The sequence below is a fragment of the Nocardia sp. bgisy118 genome (assembly GCF_057708605.1).
The window spans coordinates 15,543-35,202 of record NZ_JBYISM010000005.1; the positions used below are offsets into that span (position 1 = coordinate 15,543).

General features: G+C 70.2%; 15 protein-coding genes. 10 read left to right on the forward strand and 5 right to left on the reverse strand.

Annotation, left to right across the window (positions count from 1 at the left end; translation table 11 throughout):
- Positions 1-2: 2 nt before the first annotated feature.
- Both AC3EO7_RS07695 and AC3EO7_RS07700 read right to left on the reverse strand, forming a co-directional pair.
- On the reverse strand, positions 3-695 hold the full coding sequence (locus tag AC3EO7_RS07695; protein ID WP_431962688.1) for an AAA family ATPase: 693 nt from the start codon (positions 693-695) through the stop codon (positions 3-5).
- Between the two features lie 115 nt (positions 696-810).
- Entirely contained in the window at positions 811-1,401 is a 591-nt protein-coding gene (locus AC3EO7_RS07700) for a helix-turn-helix domain-containing protein (protein WP_431962690.1), read from the reverse strand.
- A 168-nt stretch (positions 1,402-1,569) separates the two neighbouring features.
- Between AC3EO7_RS07700 and AC3EO7_RS07705 the strand changes: the two genes are divergently transcribed.
- The 10 genes from AC3EO7_RS07705 (at position 1,570) to proB (ending at position 15,417) form a co-directional block, all read left to right on the forward strand.
- Positions 1,570-2,601, forward strand: a complete 1,032-nt coding sequence (locus AC3EO7_RS07705; protein WP_435590836.1) for an NAD(P)/FAD-dependent oxidoreductase — start codon at positions 1,570-1,572, stop codon at positions 2,599-2,601.
- A 144-nt stretch (positions 2,602-2,745) separates the two neighbouring features.
- The gene (locus AC3EO7_RS07710) at positions 2,746-5,427 is read left to right on the forward strand and encodes a valine--tRNA ligase (protein WP_435590837.1); all 2,682 of its coding nucleotides are present in this window, start codon (positions 2,746-2,748) and stop codon (positions 5,425-5,427) included.
- Positions 5,424-6,881: a bifunctional tetrahydrofolate synthase/dihydrofolate synthase gene (gene folC / locus AC3EO7_RS07715; protein WP_435590838.1), complete on the forward strand. Its 1,458-nt coding sequence runs from the start codon at positions 5,424-5,426 to the stop codon at positions 6,879-6,881. Before AC3EO7_RS07710 ends, folC begins: the two co-directional genes overlap by 4 nt.
- Before the next feature lie 48 nt (positions 6,882-6,929).
- A complete protein-coding gene (locus AC3EO7_RS07720; RefSeq protein ID WP_431962698.1) occupies positions 6,930-7,367 on the forward strand; it encodes a DUF4233 domain-containing protein in 438 nt (145 codons plus the stop codon).
- A 113-nt stretch (positions 7,368-7,480) separates the two neighbouring features.
- Entirely contained in the window at positions 7,481-7,897 is a 417-nt protein-coding gene (gene ndk / locus AC3EO7_RS07725) for a nucleoside-diphosphate kinase (protein ID WP_431962700.1), read from the forward strand.
- A 527-nt stretch (positions 7,898-8,424) separates the two neighbouring features.
- Positions 8,425-11,670, forward strand: coding sequence for a translation initiation factor IF-2 N-terminal domain-containing protein (locus AC3EO7_RS07730; RefSeq protein WP_435590839.1), 3,246 nt, complete (start codon positions 8,425-8,427; stop codon positions 11,668-11,670).
- A 297-nt stretch (positions 11,671-11,967) separates the two neighbouring features.
- Complete coding sequence (rplU, locus tag AC3EO7_RS07735; RefSeq protein ID WP_068065454.1) at positions 11,968-12,279, forward strand: 50S ribosomal protein L21; 312 nt, start codon at positions 11,968-11,970, stop codon at positions 12,277-12,279.
- Positions 12,280-12,301: 22 nt separating this feature from the next.
- Positions 12,302-12,568 (forward strand): 50S ribosomal protein L27, encoded by a 267-nt coding sequence (rpmA, locus tag AC3EO7_RS07740; protein WP_068065451.1) that lies wholly within the window; start codon positions 12,302-12,304, stop codon positions 12,566-12,568.
- Between the two features lie 142 nt (positions 12,569-12,710).
- Complete coding sequence (gene obgE, locus AC3EO7_RS07745) at positions 12,711-14,171, forward strand: GTPase ObgE (RefSeq protein WP_431962704.1); 1,461 nt, start codon at positions 12,711-12,713, stop codon at positions 14,169-14,171.
- A gap of 130 nt (positions 14,172-14,301) precedes the next feature.
- Positions 14,302-15,417 (forward strand): glutamate 5-kinase, encoded by a 1,116-nt coding sequence (gene proB, locus AC3EO7_RS07750; RefSeq protein ID WP_431963569.1) that lies wholly within the window; start codon positions 14,302-14,304, stop codon positions 15,415-15,417.
- Between the two features lie 1,390 nt (positions 15,418-16,807).
- On the opposite strand, the gene AC3EO7_RS07755 is transcribed toward proB, so the two are convergent.
- From AC3EO7_RS07755 to AC3EO7_RS07765, 3 genes are all read right to left on the reverse strand, one after another.
- Positions 16,808-18,268, reverse strand: coding sequence for a hypothetical protein (locus AC3EO7_RS07755; protein ID WP_435590840.1), 1,461 nt, complete (start codon positions 18,266-18,268; stop codon positions 16,808-16,810).
- Complete coding sequence (locus tag AC3EO7_RS07760; protein ID WP_431962708.1) at positions 18,265-18,639, reverse strand: hypothetical protein; 375 nt, start codon at positions 18,637-18,639, stop codon at positions 18,265-18,267. The genes AC3EO7_RS07755 and AC3EO7_RS07760 overlap by 4 nt, the downstream gene beginning before the upstream one ends.
- Before the next feature lie 127 nt (positions 18,640-18,766).
- Positions 18,767-19,480 carry an ESX secretion-associated protein EspG gene (locus tag AC3EO7_RS07765; protein WP_435590841.1) on the reverse strand — a complete coding sequence of 238 codons (714 nt, stop codon included), beginning with the start codon at positions 19,478-19,480 and terminating at the stop codon, positions 18,767-18,769.
- Between the last annotated feature and the right edge of the window lie 180 nt (positions 19,481-19,660).

The window sequence follows — 19,660 nt, forward strand, 5'->3', positions numbered from 1 at the left end:
GCTCACCCGTCGAACGCGACGCGGGACAGGCGATTGACGGTGGAACGGTCCACGATGACGACGGAGGAGGACGGAGCGGGCGCGGCGCGGTCGCCGGTGTCGAGCTCGCGGATCAAGCGGTCCCAGCGGCGGCAGTGCAGGGTGAAGAACATCCCGTTGATGCGGCGGCCGCGGGCATACTGTCCGGCCCTGGCCACCGTCGCAGGCACGTCGAGCATGATTACGTGCAGGTCCCTGCGGTAGCCGGCCGCCCAGCGCGCGATCATCCTGCGGCTCCAGCCGAAGGTGCCGCAGTCGTGGATCACCACCGGGCCGTCGGCGTCGCGCAGCGCCGCCCGGATGCTCGCGTAGTGCACGACGTGCACGACCGGACGCCACAGCGGATAGGGGAGCCAGCCGAGCCGGTGCCGCCAGCGGTTCCGCGCGTGCTGCGAATCCAGGACGATCGAACCGGACGGCCCGCTGAGCGGCGTCTCGGCCGTGGCGTCCGCGCCGAAGAACCTCCGCAACGCCGTGCTCTTGCCCGCGCCCGGCACTCCGGCGAAGATCAGTGCCGCCGTTGGGGGGTAACGCAATTCGTCGACCGTCTGGCCGCGCATGTCGTGCACGCCGACCGGCGTCACCGTGCAGGCGGCGGCCAGCGGGAAGCGCGGCTCGGGGGAGTACAGGGGTAGAGCATCGAGCGGGGGGTTCACCCCTTCCAGACTCCCTAGTCCGGTCCGATTCGGCAACCGGGAAAACCCTGAGATTCGGGTGGCGAATGGATGATTCGTCGCCGACCGGCCGGCTTTCCCGGCGCGCCCTGGCAACTCACCGCGCGCTGCGGCGCGGCCTCGCTCGCACGTGCATGCGCTCGCCCTGGCTGCCGAACAGGCTCAGGATCTCGACCGGACCGCGCCCGGCGCTGCCGAACCAATGCGGTTGCCGTGTATCGAATTCCGCGGTCTCGCCGGGGCCCATGATCAGGTCGTGTTCGCCGAGGATCAACCGCAGCCTGCCGGAGAGCACGTACAACCATTCGTAACCCTCGTGCACGCGGGGATCGGGGTCCTTGCGCTCGGGCGGGAGGATCATCTTGAACGCTTGCAGCGGGCCGGGGCGTGCGGTCAGCGGCAGCACGGTGTATCCGTCGACCTGCCGCGGTGTGGCGTGCACGCGCGGGTCCGCGATCTTGGGCGCCGCCACGAGCTCGTCCAGCGGCACCTGCAACGCCATCGCGATGGGCAGCAGCAACTCCAGGCTCGCCTTGCGCTGCCCGGATTCCAGCCGCGACAGCGTGCTCTTGGAGATGCCGGTGGTCGCCGACAGCGCCGTCAGGGTGAGGGAGCGGTGGGTGCGCAGCGCCTTCAGCCTGGGGCCGATGTCGGCGAGCGCCCGCATGATGCCCGGTTGGTCATACATGTCCCCAGTGCACGCCCCTTTCCCGGAAACGGCAAATTTCGTTGCCGGTATCGGGCCACGAAGGGCAGCCTGAACGCGGAGGTGATCGCGCATGAGTGAACGGAGACAACGAATCATGTGCCAGCGCGCTTCGCGCATGCCGGAGCCGAGCGTCTGCGAGGTGGAGGCATGAGCGAACAGAACACGGAGCGGGCGACCTATGACGTGGTCGTCGTCGGCGGCGGCGCGGCGGGGCTGTCGGCGGCGCTGGTGTTGAGCAGGGCGCGGCGGCGAGTCGCGGTGGTCAAGGGCGGCGCGCCGCGCAACGCGCCCGCCCAGCACATGCACGGCTTCCTGTCCCGGGACGGCCTGCCGCCCGCCGAGTTGCTGGCGACCGGCGCCGCCGAGGTGGCTGGATACGGTGGCGAGCTGCTCGACGACGACGTCACCGGCGCCGAAAGAAACCGTGACACCGGCGAATTCACGCTCCACCTCGCGTCGGGCGGACAGCTGACGGCCCGCCGCGTGCTCGTCGCCACCGGACTGCGCGACGTGCTGCCCGACCTGCCCGGTGTGCGCGAGCGCTGGGGCGCGGACGTCCTGCACTGCCCGTACTGTCACGGCTACGAGGTGCGCGATCGACCGCTCGGCGTGCTCGGCGGCACCGAACCCGGTGCGGTGGCCAGGGCCGTGCACGTCGCGCTGCTGCTGCCGCAGTGGTCGGCCGACGTGACGTTCTTCCCGCACACGATGGAGCCGAGCCGCGACGAGCTGGATCGGCTCGCCACACGGGGCGTGCGCGTCGTGACCGGCGAGGTCGCGCGGTTGGCGGTCGAGGACGGCAGGCTGCGCGGTGTGGAGCTGGCCGACGGACGCGCGGTGCCGCGGTCCGCGGTGTTCGTCGCGCCGACGTTCGTGCCCAACGGCGACGTGCTGACCGCGCTCGGGTGCGAGACGGGCCCGGACGGCTGGGTCGTCACCGACGCGCGCGGGCGGACCAGCGTGCCCGGGGTCTGGGCGGCGGGCAATGTCGCCGACCCGGGCGCCCAGGTGATCTCCGCCGCGGGCGCGGGATCGGCGGCCGCCATCGCGATCAACGGCGACCTGGTCGAACAGGAGTCGGCGCCGCGCGTCCTGGCGGATGCGGCGGACCCGGTGATGACGTCGGCGGAAGCTGAGAATTACTTGTGTATTCAGGGTCGCCCTCTGGATCGCCGGTAAGCTGTGAGGCGTAGGCGGAGTGTTCGGTGTCCCTCATCCACCGAAGGCTCCGCCTCCTTTCGTTTCCGCACCCCGGTCGCGCCGTGGAGCGCGGGCTGCGGGGAGGCGGCGAGGCCATGTCGAGCCAACCCCTAGAATCACGGAGTGACCAGCGCAGCCCCTGACAACTCGCGTAATCGTGCCGATGCCCTCCCCAAGAGCTGGGACCCCAGCGTCGTGGAGACCGAGACGTACGAGCGCTGGGTAGCGGCTGGGTACTTCCAGGCCGACACCGCGAGCGGCAAGCCCGCGTACTCCATCGTGCTGCCGCCGCCGAATGTCACCGGCACCCTGCACATGGGCCACGCCCTCGACCACACCCTGATGGACACCCTCGCCCGCCGCAAGCGGATGCAGGGCTACGAGGTGCTGTGGCTACCCGGCATGGACCACGCGGGCATCGCGACCCAGACCGTGGTGGAGAAGCAACTCGCCGTCGACGGCAAGACCAAGGAAGACTTCGGCCGCGAACTGTTCGTCGAGAAGGTCTGGGACTGGAAGCGCGAGTCCGGCGGCGCCATCCAGTGGCAGATGCGCGCCCTCGGCGACGGCATCGACTGGAGCCGCGACCGCTTCACCATGGACGAGGGCCTCTCGCGGGCCGTGCAGACCATCTTCAAGCGCCTCTACGACGCGGGCCTCATCTACCGCGCCGAGCGCCTGGTGAACTGGTCGCCCGAGCTGCGCACCGCCATCTCCGACATCGAGGTCAAGCACGAGGAAGTCGCGGGCGAGCTGATCTCGCTGCGCTACGGCTCGTTGAACGACGACGAACCGCACGTCATCGTGGCGACCACCCGGGTGGAGACGATGCTCGGCGACACCGCGGTCGCGGTGCACCCGGAGGACCCGCGCTACCAGGCGCTGATCGGCTCCACCCTGGAGCACCCGATCACCGGCCGCCAGATCCCGATCGTGGCCGACGACTACGTCGACCCCGAGTTCGGCTCCGGCGCCGTGAAGATCACGCCCGCGCACGACCCGAACGACTTCGAGATCGGCCTGCGGCACAACCTGCCGATGCCGACGATCATGGACGAGCGCGGCCGGATCGCGAACACCGGAACCGAATTCGACGGGATGGACCGTTTCGAGGCCCGCGTCAAGGTCCGCGAGCGGCTCGCCGCGGAAGGTCGTGTCGTCGCGGAGAAGCGTCCGTATCTGCACAGCGTCGGCCATTCCGAGCGCACCGGCGAGCCCATCGAGCCCAGGCTCTCCATGCAGTGGTGGGTCAAGGTGGAGTCGCTGGCCAAGGCCGCGGGCGACGCGGTCCGCAACGGGGACACCGTCATCCACCCGGCCAGCCAGGAGCCGCGCTGGTTCGAGTGGGTCGACAACATGCACGACTGGACCATCTCGCGTCAGCTGTGGTGGGGCCACCGCATCCCGATCTGGTACGGCCCCGAGGGCGAAGTGATCTGCGTCGGCCCGGACGAGACCGCCCCCGAAGGCTGGGTGCAGGACCCGGACGTGCTCGATACCTGGTTCTCCTCCGGCCTGTGGCCGTTCTCCACGATGGGCTGGCCCGACGCGACGCCGGAGCTGGCGAAGTTCTATCCGACCAGCGTGCTGGTCACCGGCTACGACATCCTCTTCTTCTGGGTGGCCAGAATGATGATGTTCGGCATGTTCGTCTCCGAGGATCCGGCCATCGTCGCGGGCAAGACCTCCGGCGCGGTGCAGGTGCCGTTCAAGGACGTCTTCCTGCACGGCCTGATCCGCGACCAGTTCGGCAAGAAGATGTCGAAGTCGCGCGGCAACGGCATCGACCCGCTGGACTGGATCAAGGGCTATGGCGCGGACGCGCTGCGCTTCACCTTGGCTCGCGGCGCCCAGCCCGGCGGCGACCTGTCCGTCGGCGAGCCGCACGCGCTGGCCTCGCGCAGCTTCGTCACCAAGCTGTTCAACGCCACCAAGTTCGCGCTCATGAACGGCGCCGAGCCCGGTGCGCTTCCCGACCGCGCGGCGCTCACCGACGCCGACCGCTGGATCCTGGATCGCCTGGATCAGGTTCTGGCCGAGGTGGATTCGGCCTTCGACGCCTACGAGTTCGGCAAGGCGTGCGAGGCGCTGTACCACTTCGCTTGGGACGAGCTGTGCGACTGGTACCTGGAGCTGGCCAAGGTGCAGTTCGCCGAATCCGAGGAGCGGGCGGCCACGACCAGGATCGTGCTCGGCAACGTGCTGGACTCGGTGCTGCGGCTGCTGCACCCGGTGATCCCGTTCGTCACCGAGGAGCTGTGGCAGGCGCTCACCGGCGGCGAGTCCGTGGTGATCGCGGCCTGGCCGCAGGTCAGCGGGATCGCCGCCGACACCGGTGCGGCACAGCGTGTTTCGGACGCTCAGCGGTTGATCACCGAGATCCGCCGGTTCCGCAGCGATCAGGGCCTGGCCGACAAGCAGAAGGTGGCGGCCAAGCTGATCGGCCTGGAGCAGGCCGACCTCACCGGGCTGGAGCCGTCGGTCGCCAACCTGGCCCGGCTCACCGCGCCCGGCGCCGCGTTCGCCGCCACCGCCTCGGTGGAGGTGCGGCTGAGCGGCGCGACGGTGACCGTCGAACTGGACACCTCGGGCGCGGTCGACCTGGACGCCGAACGCCGCCGCCTGGAGAAGGACCTGGCCGCCGCGGAGAAGGAGCTGGCGGGCACCGAGGCCAAGCTCGGTAACGAGGCGTTCCTGGCCAAGGCCCCGGAACCGGTGGTGGCCAAGATCAAGAACCGTCGCGATGTCGCCGCCGCCGAGGTGGACCGCATCGGGGCGCGGCTCGCGGAACTGGCAGTCAAATGAACGACGAGCCGGAGCGGCAGTACCGCGACGACAGCGGCGGCACCCGGCTCGGGTCGGGGCCATCGCCGGTGGAGCTCGCCGAGATGGCGCTGGTCGAGGCGGAACTCGACCAGCGCTGGCCGGAGACCAAGATCGAGCCCTCGCTCACCCGCATCGCCACCCTGATGGATCTGCTCGGCTCCCCGCAGCAGAGCTATCCGGCGATCCACATCGCGGGCACCAACGGCAAGACCTCGGTCACCCGCATGATCGACGCCCTGCTCACCGCGCTGCACCGGCGGACAGGCCGCATCACCAGCCCGCACCTGCAACTGGCCACCGAGCGGATCAGCATCGACAACGCGCCGATCAGCCCGGCCAAGTACGTCGAGACCTACCGCGAGCTACAGCCCTACGTCGAGATGATCGACGCGCAGTCCGCCGCGGCCGGCGGTCCGGCGATGAGCAAGTTCGAGGTGCTCACCGGCATGGCCTACGCCGCGTTCGCGGAGGCCCCTGTCGACGTGGCGATCGTGGAGACCGGCATGGGCGGCACCTGGGACGCCACCAATGTGATCGACGGCCAAGTCGCGGTGATCACCCCGATCGGACTGGACCACGTCGACTACCTCGGCCCCGACCTCGCCGCCATCGCGGGGGAGAAGGCCGGAATCATCAAACGCGCTCCGGAGAGCCTGGTCCCGCGCGACAACGTCGCGGTGATCGCGCAGCAGGAGCCCGAGGCGATGGAGGTGCTGCTGCGCCGGGCCGTCGAGGTGGACGCCGCGGTGGCCCGTGAGGGCGCGGAGTTCCGGGTGCTGGCGCGTCGCGTCGCCGTCGGCGGTCAGCAGCTCGAGTTGCAGGGTCTCGGCGGGGTGTACGACGAGATCTTCCTGCCGCTGCACGGTGAGCACCAGGCCCGCAACGCGGTGCTCGCGCTGGCCGCGGTCGAGGCGTTCTTCGGCGCGGGCTCGGAGCGTCAGCTCGACATCGACGCCGTGCGCGCCGGGTTCGCTTCGGTCACCAGCCCAGGCCGTATGGAGCGGATGCGCAGCGCGCCGACCATCTTCATCGACGCCGCGCACAACCCGGCGGGCGCGCGAGCGCTCGCCGCCACCCTCGGCGAGGAGTTCGACTTCCGCAAGCTGGTCGGCGTCGTCGCCGTGCTCGGCGACAAGGACGCCGCGGGCATTCTCGAGGCGCTGGAGCCGGTGTTCGACGAGATCGTCGTCACCACCAACGGTTCGCCGCGCGCCATGGACATCGACAGCCTGGCGAATCTGGCGGTGCAGCGGTTCGGCGACGAACGCGTGGTCACCGCCGACACGCTGCCCGACGCGCTGGAGACCGCGATCGCCATCGCCGAGGAGGTCGGCGACCCGGTCGAAGCCGTCTCGGGCGCAGGCGTCGTCGTCACCGGCTCGGTGGTCACCGCGGGCGCGGCCCGGGCACTGTTCGGAAAGGACCCCGCGTGAACGGGGAATCCAGCATGCGACATCCACGAAGGGGCCGGTGAGCACGGCATGAGTGAGCCCAGCGAGCGCCGCGAGGACGCGGCCGCCGCCGAGCAACCCGGCACGAGCGCGGCCGCCGCGCCCGATCCGTGGAAGGGCCTGCGCGGCGTCATGGCGGGCACGCTGATCCTGGAGTCCATCGTGGTGCTGCTCGCGCTGCCGGTGGTCGCCGACGTCGGCGGTGGCGTCAGCTGGTTGTCCGGCAGCTACCTGGTGATTCTCGCGCTGCTGATGATTCTCGGCGCGGGCCTGCAACGCCGGTCCTGGGCGCTGCCGTTCAACCTCGGCCTCCAGGTCCTGGTGATCCTCGGTGTGTTCATCCACCTGTCCATCGGCATCATCGGCGTGCTCTTCGCGGCCGTCTGGGCGTTCATCCTGATACTGCGCTCCGAGGTCAAGCGACGGATGGACCAGGGGCTGCTGCCCAGTCAGCGGATGAACCGGTAGCGATCCGGAATCGGCTGCGAATTCGTCGAGCCGACGCGGATCGAACGCGGCCGGGAGCATCGCGGCCGATGCTGGTTCGGTAGTGGGCGGCGGGGTCAATTAGGCTGTGCGCCGTGACTGAGCAGACGTTGGTACTCATCAAGCCGGACGGCGTGGCCCGTGGCCTGGTCGGCGAGGTGCTGGCCCGTATCGAGCGCAAGGGCCTGAAGATCGTGGCCCTGGAGCTGAAGCAGGTGTCCGGGGAACTGGCCGGGGAGCACTACGCCGAGCATGCCGAGAAGCCGTTCTTCGGCTCCTTGATCGAGTTCATCACCTCCGGCCCGGTCGTGGCCGCAGTCCTGGAGGGCCCGCGCGCCATCGCCGCGTTCCGGCAGATCGCCGGCGGCACCGACCCCGTGGAGAAGGCCGTGCCGGGCAGCATCCGTGGCGACTTCGCCCTCGAGACCCAGTACAACCTCGTGCACGGCTCGGACTCCCCGGAGTCGGCCAAGCGCGAGATCGGGCTCTGGTTTCCCGAGTTCCCCGCCTGAGTTCCACCGCACACTCGCCGCGCCGCACCGGCGCGGCAAGACCCGCGCGGGCTCGCGCATCACATCATCCCTTGTCACGCCGGGTCGTGCCGATGCGGCAAACCCGGGGCATCGGGCCGCTCACGCGCCGATGGCGAACCATGGGCGCACGATGTGGGATACTGGCAGTGGTCGTCAACGACACCGACAGTTCGCGCAGGTACGCGAATGGTCGGTTGCGATGACGACCGGATGACACCGCGGTTCGATGCCGATCATCGCTGCCACGGACAATCGCGCCCGGTTGCTGAGGGTGTGGCGGTCCGCGCAGGCACGCTGGATGAGCGCTCGTTTCCGCGGAGTTCAGCCAACAGCCAGGCGCCGCGTGACCAGTTAGCCCGAAGACGAAGAACCAGGTGACAACCGGGCACGCGGGGCGAGACCACAGGACCTCGCGTCGACGGCGTGAGGTGTACGGACAGCGTCCCCCGCGTTGGCCGCGTCACTCCGTACCGGGAGGGACGCGCCCGGGGGCCCGAGGAGACTTCGTGGCCGATCAAGAGCCGCTGGAAACAACATCACAGGATGCCGATCAATTGCCGGAGCGAATCCGAGTTCACGCGCTTGCCAAGCGGCTGGGAGTGACGAGCAAGCGCATCCTGGCCAAACTCACCGAGCTGGGTGCCGACGCGCGCAGCGCGCAATCCAACGTCGACCGGGCGGTCGCGGAGTCGGTGCGCGACGCGCTCGGCGCCGCCGAACCCGATGCGGCGACTCCCCCCGCGACAGCCGAACCGCCTACCGCCGAGCCCGAGGCGGCGGAGGCGGCAGCGCCGGAGCCCGAGAAGCCCGAGGCCGCACAGCCGAGCGGGCTGCTCTTCTCCGCCCCGGATCCGGTGCACACGGGACTATCGACGGCGAGCGCCGAGCCGACGCAGCTGTTCACCCACGCCGAACCCGGCGAGCCGCAGGTCGCGGCGCCGTCGGTCTTCGAGGCGCCCTCCATCGCTGCGCCGCTGTTCCTGTCGCCCGACGCGGCGGCCGCCGAGCAGATGCGCAAGCAGCGCCGTGCCGAGCGCGAGGCCAAGCGCGCCGAGGAGGCCGCCACTCAGGAGGTCGTCGCGCAGGAGGTCGTCGAGGAGGAACCCGAGACCACCGAGGACGAGCAGGACAGCGCCGAGCAGCATGGCGACGGTGAAGGCCAGCCGCGCCGTCGCCGACGTGGCAGGCGCGGTCGCGGCCGTGGCCGCGGCGAGCAGCACGGCGACTCCGACACCGAGGGCGACGAGGGCGATCAGTCCGAGTCCGACACCGAGGACGAGTCCGCCGCCGCCGAGACCGCCGAGGGCGCGGAAGCCGCCGAGGCGACCGAAGAGGGCGACGCCGACAGCGAGACCGAGGACGCGGTGCCCGAGGGCGCGAGCCGTCGTCGCCGTCGTCGCCGCCGCCGCAAGGTCGGCGGTGAGGGCGAAGCCGAGCCCGCCGACGACGACCCGCCGAACACTGTCGTGCACGAGCGCGAGCCGCGCGCCAAGAGCCGCGGCCGGGCCGCCTCGGACGAGGTGCAGGGCATCACCGGCTCCACCCGCCTCGAGGCGAAGCGTCAGCGTCGCCGCGACGGTCGCGAGGCCGGTCGCCGCCGCCCGCCGATCCTGACCGAGTCGGAGTTCCTGGCCCGCCGCGAGGCGGTGGACAGGGTGATGGTGGTGCGCGAGAAGTCGTTCCCCGAACACCCGGCCGCCACCCAGGTCGCGGTGCTCGAGGACAACATCGTCGTCGAGCACTTCGTCACCAACACCGGCCAGGCCTCCATGGTCGGCAACGTCTACCTCGGCAAGGTGCAGAACGTGCTGCCCAGCATGGAGGCGGCGTTCGTCGACATCGGCCGCGGCCGCAACGGCGTGCTGTACGCGGGCGAGGTGAACTGGGAGGCCGCCGGGCTCGGCGGCAAGGAGCGCAAGATCGAGCAGGCGCTCAAGCCCGGCGATCAGGTGCTCGTCCAGGTGTCCAAGGACCCGGTCGGGCACAAGGGCGCCCGGCTGACCACCCAGATCAGCCTGGCCGGTCGCTTCCTGGTGTACGTGCCCGGCGGCACCTCCACCGGCATCAGCCGCAAGCTGCCCGATACCGAGCGCAAGCGCCTCAAGGAGATCCTGCGCGACATCGTGCCCGCCGACGCGGGCGTGATCATCCGCACCGCCTCCGAGGGCGTCAGCGAGGCCGAGCTGGCCCGCGACGTGGAACGGTTGCAGACCACGTGGCGCTCCATCGAGAAGCAGGCGAACAAGGACGGCGGCGCGCCGAAGACGCTGTACGAGGAGCCCGATCTCCTGGTCAAGGTCATCCGCGACCTGTTCAACGAGGACTTCTCGCGGCTGGTCATCGAGGGCGACCGGGCGTGGAGCACGGTCGAGAGCTACATCCGCACCGTCGCGCCCGACCTGCTCGCGCGGGTCTCCCGGCACGACAACAACGGCGTGGACGTCTTCGAGACCTTCCGCATCGACGAGCAGCTGGCCAAGGCGCTCGATCGCAAGGTGTGGCTGCCCTCCGGCGGCACCCTGGTGATCGACCGCACCGAGGCCATGACCGTCATCGACGTCAACACCGGCAAGTTCACCGGGTCGGGCAACAGCAACCTGGAGGAGACCGTCACCAGGAACAACCTGGAGGCGGCCGAGGAGATCGTGCGCCAGATGCGGCTGCGCGACATCGGCGGCATGATCGTCGTCGACTTCATCGACATGGTGCTCGAGTCGAACCGCGACCTGGTGCTGCGCCGCCTGACCGAGGCGCTCGGCCGGGACCGCACCAGGCACCAGGTGTCCGAGGTGACCTCGCTCGGCCTGGTCCAGATGACCCGTAAGAAGCTGGGCACCGGGCTGGTCGAGGCGTTCTCGACCACCTGCGAGCACTGCCACGGCCGCGGCATCCTGGTGCACACCTACCCGGTGGAGCTCACGCCCGCCGAGGACACCTCGGCCCGTCGCGAGGGCGGCTCGCGTCGTCGGCGCGGCCGGGACAAGAGCGCGGCTCCCGCGGCCGCCACCAACGGCACGCCGCCGCCGAGCGAGGCGGCCGAGGAAGAGGCCGCCGTCAAGCGGGCGCATCCGGTGGCGCTGGCCATGGCCGCGCACAACGCCGATGCCGAGCAGGGCGCGGAGGCAGTCGCCGAGGCCGAGGTCGTCGCGACCGATGCCGATGCGGTGGCGGCGAATGTGGCCGACGCCGTGGCTGCCGCACAGGAGGCGGTTGCCGAGGAGGCCACCGAGGTCGAGCCGTGGGCCGAGGCGGTCGCCGAGGTCGAAGCGGTGACCGAGGAAGCCGTCGCGGTCGTGGCCGAGGAGGCCGTCGCGGAAGCGGTGGTCGCCGAGGAGGCCGAGGTCGAGAAGGTGGCCGAGCAGGTCGCCGAGGCGCTGGAGGAGCAGGTCGAAGCCTTCGTGACGGCGCCGGAGAAGGTCGCTCGGGTTTCGGTGACGGAGGAGCCCGCGCCGTCGGTGCGGGAGGAGGTGGCGGTCGCGGAAGCCGCTGTCGCCGCCGCCGATCGAGCGGTTGCCAACGGTGAACCGGAGCCCCGGCAGGTGCCTCGCCGTCGTCGGGTGGCGCGTTCGGCGGCCGCGCCCGCGGCCGACAGCGCCGGAGCCGTGTTCGTGCTGTCCAGCGCCGACCAGGGCGGCGCGCCCGCGGTCGACTATTCGCAGCAGCCCGAGCCGGTCGAACTGCCGCAGCGTGGGCGTCCGCGCCGCAGGGCCGTCGGCCGTCCCGCAGGCCCGCCGGTCGATTCGCCCAGCTGAGCGAGTGTGGTGATTCGGCCGGTCGGACCCGAGAGGGGCGACCGGCCGAATCCGTTCGGGCGTCGGACAGCTCGGTGAAATCCGCGCGTGACCGGGTTGCCGAGCGGGTGCCAGCCGCCGAATTGGGTCGTAGACCGGGGGTCTGGTAGCCTTGGACGGTCGCTGCCTGGCGATGCGCCCGAAGCTGCTTGACGCAGCGAGGTATGCGCCCCGTGCGGCAACCAGCCAAGACAATTCACGTCGCGACCTGTGGCGTGAATGAAGCACGAGAAGACATCGAGTGGAGGAAGCCGACCGATGGCAACGTACGCGATCGTCAAGACCGGCGGAAAGCAGTACAAGGTCGCGGTCGGTGACCTGGTGAAGGTCGAAAAGATCGAGGGTGCGCCGGGTTCCGCCGTCGAGCTCTCGCCCGTCCTCGTGGTGGACGGCGCCGAACTGACCACCGACGCGGCCAAGCTGGCCGAGCGTTCGGTGACCGCGGAGCTGGTCGAGCAGACCAAGGGCCCCAAGATCCGCATTCACAAGTTCAAGAACAAGACCGGCTACCACAAGCGCCAGGGTCACCGTCAGCCGCTGACGGTCCTGAAGGTCACCGGCATCAAGTAAGACATCCCGAGGAGACTCAGCTATGGCACACAAGAAGGGCGCGTCCAGCTCCCGGAACGGACGCGATTCCAACGCCCAGCGACTCGGCGTCAAGCGCTTCGGCGGCCAGACCGTCAAGGCAGGCGAGATCCTGGTGCGTCAGCGTGGCACCCACTTCCACCCCGGCGTGAACGTCGGTCGTGGCGGTGACGACACCCTGTTCGCCCTCGAGGCGGGCGCGGTCCAGTTCGGCACCAAGCGTGGCCGCAAAACCGTCAACATCGTCGTCCCGGAGCCGGTTCAGGCCTGACCGCCTAGCCGATCCAGACAAAGCCGAGCGGGTCAGGGTACGTCACCCTGACCCGCTTTTCGCGTTCTCATGGCGGCGAGCGCCGAAGAATCCGCGCGAGCCCTCGAAGAACGACCAGCCCAGAAGGAGGATGATTCGACCCATGTCGAAATTCATCGACCGTGTCGTGCTGTACGTGCGTGCCGGAAAGGGCGGTCATGGGTGCGCGTCGGTGCACCGCGAGAAGTTCAAGCCGCTCGGCGGACCGGACGGCGGCAATGGCGGCAACGGCGGCGACGTCGTCCTCGAGGTCGACGGCAACGTGCACACCCTGCTGGACTTCCACTTCCACCCGCACGCCAAGGCTGGTAACGGCAAGCCCGGCGAGGGCGGCAACCGGGACGGCAAGACCGGCGGCGACCTCTTGTTGAAGGTGCCGGACGGCACCGTCGTGCTGGGCAAGGACGGCGAGATCCTGGCCGACCTGGTCGGCGTGGGCAACCGTTACATCGCCGCCCGCGGCGGACGCGGCGGTCTCGGCAACGCGTCGCTGGCGTCGAAGGCGCGCAAGGCGCCCGGTTTCGCGCTGCTCGGCGAGGACGGCGAGGAGCTCGATCTCGTCCTGGAACTGAAGTCGGTCGCCGACGTCGGTCTGGTCGGCTTTCCGTCGGCGGGCAAGTCCTCGCTGGTCTCGGTGCTCTCCGCGGCCAAGCCGAAGATCGCCGACTACCCGTTCACCACGCTCGTTCCGAACCTCGGCGTGGTGGCCAGCGGCGACACCACCTTCACCATCGCCGACGTGCCCGGCCTGATCCCCGGCGCCAGTGAGGGCCGCGGTCTCGGCCTGGACTTCCTGCGCCACCTGGAGCGCTGCGCGGTACTCGCGCACGTCGTCGACTGCGCGACCCTCGAACCGGGCCGCGACCCCGTCTCCGACGTCGACGCGCTCGAGGCCGAGCTGGCCGCGTACAAGCCCGCGCTCGCCGCCGACGCCGGTCTCGGTGATCTGGCCGATCGCCCCCGCGTGGTGATCCTGAACAAGACCGACGTCCCCGACGCCGCCGAGCTGGCCGAGATGGTGACGGCCGAGTTCACCGAGCGCGGCTGGCCGGTCTTCGAGATATCCGCCGTGAGCCGAGCGGGCTTGCGCCCCTTGACCTTCGCGCTTGCCGACCTGGTGCGCGAATACCGCGAGGCGCACCCGAAGGCCGCGCCGAAGCGTCCGGTGATCCGGCCGATCGCGGTGGACGAGTCCGGCTTCAGCGTGATCGCCGATCCGGAGGAGCCGGGCGGCTTCATCGTGCGCGGCACGCGCCCGGAGCGCTGGGTGCGGCAGACCCAGTTCGACAACGACGAGGCCGTCGGCTACCTGGCCGACCGGCTGGCCCGCCTCGGCGTCGAGGACGAGCTGGTGCGCCTCGGCGCCGAACCGGGCGCCCCGGTCACCATCGGCGACGTCAGCTTCGACTGGGAGCCGCAGATCTCGGCGGGTATCGATCGCGTGCCGACCGGTCGCGGCACCGATGTTCGTTTGGAGCAGAGCGACCGCGTCGGCGCCGCCGAGCGCAAGCACGCCTCGCGGGTGCGCCGCGGCCTGGTCACCGAGGACGAGGACCGGTCGTGAAAAGCGCCGCCGCCGAACGGTTTCTACCGTCCGGCGGCGGGACGGCCGGTGTGGCAGGCCGGACAGCACTTTCGGTTGCGGTACAGGGAGTTCAGTTGTGACGCAGGTGAATTCGGAGCTAGCGGACGCGGTGTCGCCCGGCGGGCTCAGTGAGGCGCGGCAGGCGATCGCCTCGGCGCGCCGTGTCGTGGTGAAGATCGGCTCGTCGGCCTTGACCAGCCTGAAGGGCGGTCTGGACACGACGCGGTTGGACCGTCTCGCCGACGCCGTCGAGGCCCGCATGCGCGCGGGTTCGGACGTCGTCGTCGTCTCGTCCGGCGCCATCGGCGCGGGTATCGCTCCGCTCGGGTTGTCCAGCCGCCCAAGGGATCTGGCGACAAAGCAGGCGGCGGCGAGCGTCGGTCAGCTGGCGCTGGCGCACGCGTGGGGCACCTCCTTCGCACGCTACGGCCGCACCGTCGGGCAGGTGCTGCTCAGCGCCGATGATTTCTCCCGCCGCGAGCACCACCGCAATGCCCAGCGCACCCTGGACCGGCTGCGTTCGCTCGGCGCGGTCGCGGTGGTGAACGAGAACGACACGGTCGCCACCGAGGAGATCAGGTTCGGCGACAACGACCGGCTCGCGGCCCTCGTCGCGCACCTGGTCGGTGCCGATGCCCTGATCTTGCTCTCCGACGTGGAAGGCCTCTACGACGGCGATCCGCGCAAGGGCGCCGCGAAGTTCATCCCCGAGGTCCGCAGCAGCGCCGATCTGGACGGCGTCATCGCGGGCAGCGGTGGCGCGCTCGGCACCGGCGGCATGGCCTCCAAGCTCTCCGCCGCGCGGCTGGCCGCCGACGCGGGCGTCCCCGTCCTGCTCGCCGCCGCCGAGGAGGCCGCCATCGCACTCGCCTCCGGCACCGTCGGCACCGCCTTCGCCGCCCGCCCGGTCCGCCTGTCGGCCCGCAAATTCTGGGTCCGCCATGCGGCCGACAGCCGCGGCGCCCTGGTCCTCGACGACGGCGCCGTCCAGGCCGTCGCCCAACGCCGCCGCTCCCTGCTCGCCGCGGGCATCACCGCCGTCCGAGGCCGCTTCTACGGCGGCGACGTGGTCGACCTCCTCTCGGCCGATCACCGCCTGATCGCCCGCGGCGTCGTCGAATACGACAGCACCGAACTCTCCACCATGCTTGGCCGCTCCACCACCGAACTCCCGGACACCATGCAACGCCCGGTAATTCACGCCGACGACTTGGTCAAAGCCTGAACCCTCCCCCTGGGCCACCCCGCCCGGCGCGCATCCCTCATCCACCCACCGGCTGTGCGGGGCGTATGCGACGCTGTGCGTATCGCAACAGCCCAGCGCCGCAACGGTACTGGCGTCAGAGTCACGCGCATCGGATACCGCCTGCACCCCCGCGGGGCTTGGGGCGGTGTACGAGGCCGCGCGAAACCGATTGTCGCAGTTGGTTTAGCCCGTGCTGGTACTGCGTGTCAGCGCCATACGCATCGGATACTGTCTCTACCCCTCGTGGGTCTTGTGGCGTGTGCTAGCGGTGCGAGATGTCTGCGAGGAGTACGAGCGGTGTACGAGGCCGCGCGAAACTGCCTGCCGCAGTTGGTCTAGCGCGTGCCGGTGCTGCCGTCAGCGCAATGGGTATCGGAACCGTCCGTACCCCGCGCGGCGCTTGTAGCGTGTACGAGGAGTGCGAAGCGGTGTACGAGGCTGCGCGAAATCGCCTGTCGCAGGCGGCTTAGCGCCGTGCTGGCACTGCCGTCAGCGTCACGCGCGTCGTATACCTATCTGTACTCCTCGCAAGGGGTTCCGCCGTGTGCGAGGAGCACGGAGGGTCTGCGAGGAGCAGCAGCGGTAGGCCGGACCGCGTACCGCAGCCCAGTTGCGCGTTGGTGCTGGGTGAGGCTGCGCTCTTCGCAATGCTGTGCGCGTGTGAGGTGTACACCGCTGTGCGGGACCGGGCGAAACCGCGTGCCGCAGATGGCGTAGCAGCCGAGGTTCTCGTCTGCCGACCATGGCGCATACCGCACTCTTCGCAGCGGTTACGGCATGTACGAGCGTGTTCGAGGCGGCGCGAAACCGATTGTCGCAGTTCGCCTAGCGCCGCGCTGGCACTGCTGTCAGCGCCATGCACAGCGGATCTGTCTGTACCCCTCGCGGGTGTGGCGTGTGCCTGGCGGTGCGAAATGTCTGCGAGGAGTACGAGCGGTGTGCAAGGCCGCGCGAAACTGCCTGCCGCAGTTGGCCTGGCGCCGCGCTGGTACTGCCGTCAGCGTCACGCGCCTCGCATACCGTCTGCACTCCTCGCAGGGGTTGCGGCGTGTGCGAGGAGTGCGGAGGGTCTGCGAGGAGTAGGGGCGCCATGTGCGCGACTGTGCGAACCACGTGCGTGCCGCAGCAGGTCAGCGCCGCCTAGGATCTGGTCTGCCGACCATGGCGCATATCGGACTCTTCGCGGCGTGGCGTGTGTCAGGCATGCGAGCGGTGTGCGTGGCCGCGCGAAACCGCTTGCCGCAGTGGGGCTTAGCGCCGAATTGGTGCTGGTAGGGCCACATGCAGCTCGCATACCTCTGCACTCCTCGCGGTGTTGTGGTGTGGGCGAGGAGTGCGAAAGGGGCGAGGCTCTGGGGGTTCCGGTGTGTTAGCTGGTTGCACCGGATTGGGGGACCACGCCGGGTTGGTCGGTGTGGGAGGAGCCCTGGTTTTGGGCTTCGGGGATGGGGCCGGTGACGCCGGGTTGGCCGCCCAGGTCGGGGAGCGGCTGGGTTTCGCCGGATGGTGGGGCGGGTGGCGGCGGAGCCTCCTGGGTGGGTGGCGGAGCGGGTGTGTGGTGGGGAGGCGGGGGTGCCTGCTGGGTCGGCGGGGCCGGGGGTTCCTGCGGAGGCGGTGCCTGGGTGGGCGGCGGGGCAGGAATGTCCTGGGTCGGCGGGGCTTGCGGTGCCGGGGGCTCTTGGGCGGGCGGGGGTGTGTCCAGGGTCGGTGGCGCCTGGGTTGGTGGCGGTGCCGGGGCTTCCTGGGTAGGGGGTGGGACGTCCTGAGTAGGCGGCTCGTGGATCGGCGGCGGCACCGGAGCCTCTTGGGTAGGCGACGGCGGGTTCTGGGTCGGCGGTGCCGGAGTTTCCTGGGTTGGTGGCGCGTCGAGAGTGGGTGGCGGTGCTGGAGCCTCTTGCGTGGGCGCTGGTGCGTCCTGGGTCGGCGGGGCCGGGATGTCCTGGGTAGGCGGTGGCGTGTCTTGGGTAGGCGGCGGTGCCTCGGTGGTCGGCGGTGCCGGGGCCTCCTGAGTCGGCGGTGGCACGTCTTGGGTAGGCGGCGGTGCCTCGGTGGTCGGCGGTGCCGGGGCCTCCTGAATCGGCGGTGGCACGTCTTGGGAAGGCGGTGCGTCGGGGGTCGGCGTCCGAGATTCCGGGGCCGACGGATCGGGTACCGAATCGATGGGCGGTTCCGGCTGCGAATCCGACTCCGGCGGAACGCTTTCCGTCCCTTCGGGAGCTTCGCTGCCCGGTGCCCCGTACCCCGCGGATCCGTTCGACGACTGCGGGATCACCCCGGCATCCGGAACGGCGGACAGCACAGGCGGTTCCGGCAGTGCGGGGACGCCGTTGCCTGCCATCGTGTAGGCGGGCTTGTACACCATGTTCATCGCGAGCACGGCTTCCTGCCGCAGCGCTTCCTGCGCCATCTGCGCGTCGATGACGTTCGCCGCCTCGAGCAGTTGCGCGATGGCGCCGATCGGCCCGGAGCTGCCGGGCGGCACGACTGCCAGCTTGACCGCTTCGGCCGCCGCCGCCACGCCGCCGAGCCGCGCGCCGACCTGTCCCATCACGGCGCTGAGTTCGTCGACGGAGGAAGCGAAGCTGCGGGTGCTCGCATAGGCGGCGCTCGCGGCCGCGCCCTCCCATTCCATGCCGTTCATGACGCGATCAGCCCCGCCGCGGGTGAGCGGCATCGATGTGGCCAGCGCGGCGGCGACCTCGAGCCAGGTGACCGACGCGCGCAGGATCTCACCGGCGTCGATCTGCTGGGTCTTGGCGTAGATCTCCTCGTGCGGTATCGACTCGAAGTGCTCCATCGAGTTGATGTAGGTGGGGTCGGTGCCGGTCATCGGGGCAGCCTCGTTTCCACCGCGCGCAGCGCGGCCGCGTTGGCGGCGTCGGCTTCTTCGTAGAGTCCGGCGCTGATCAGGAACGCCTCCTTCATGCGGTAGGCGGCCTCGATGTAGTGGTCGAGCAGTGCCGCCGCGTCGCGTGCTTTGTGTCCGAAGCCTGCCTGTAGTTGCTGCGCGGAGACGAAGCCGCCGAATCCTTGTAGTTCGGCTACGGATTCGAGCCGTTGCTGCAGATAGATCAGCCGGTCGGCCTGATTCTCGTACATCTCGGCGCACCGCCGCGCGGCGTCCGGGTCGAACTTGACGGTGCCTGTCTGCGCTTCCTGCTTGAACCGCGCTATATCGGCTCGGCTGCTCTCGATCGTCATGCGCACCCCCGTTGATCGGTCGGTCCGCCTAAGCCTAATGGGTGCCGCCGGACGGAGTCCGTCGAAAACCGCAGCGAAGACGAAGGTATGCCTAACATGCGCCGCCGGACGAACCCGCGGCGACCGCTCACCTGGCCTGTGCCGGAATGCGTTTCTGGAGTTGTGTGGCGATCTGCTCCGGCGAGGCAGGCACGATGTGCACCGTGTCGCCTGCTTTGATCAGGTAACGCCCGTCGCCCTGGACATCGATCCAGGTGTAGTGGATCGCGGGGACCGGTTCGTCCCGGTCCAGCCGCGCTTCGATGCGCAGGTGTCCCTCGGCGGTGTGCGGCTTGAGCAACAGCCTGCGGATGAGGGTCGCGGCGGGCTGGGCGGCGACGACGGTCTCGGTGTCGCGGACCGCGGCGGCGGTGGCGGCGCGGGCGGGTTCGCGCCCGGCGGGTGTTCTCGGCAGCAGCGTGGCGATGCGGCTGCCGAGCTTGCTCGCGTGCCCGATCGAGATGCGCACGCGGCCGCCGAAATCGGCGCGGGCGCCGGGTTCCTGGACGGCGAGCACCGCGCGGTCGTACACCGTGCAGGCCAGCAGTCGCAGCTCGGTGTTCGGGGTGTGCGCGCCGCCGATGGCGACGATCCTGGTGTGCGGTTCGGCGAGGATTCGCAGGCAAGCCGACAGATCAGGGTCGGCGCCGAGCGGCAGGCGCTGGTTCAGCTGCGTGCGCAGCGCCTCGGCCTCGTGTTCGGTGCGCGGCGTCTCCAAGATGCGCAGCGGGTACGGGTGACGATCCACCCCTGTTTCCCGCCAGACGTGGGCGAACTCGTCCGGGGTGAACGTCCAACCCACGCCGAATCACTCCTCACCGAACCCACGAACTGCCCGCAGCATATCGGTGTCACGCGCCGCGCGACGAACTGTTCGGGAACTGGTACCACTGGATCAGGGGCTAACGCCAAGCCGACAACTCGGATATATCCAGACAAACCCTTGGTTTTCGCGTGGCCGATACCGAGCCCGGGGCGCCCG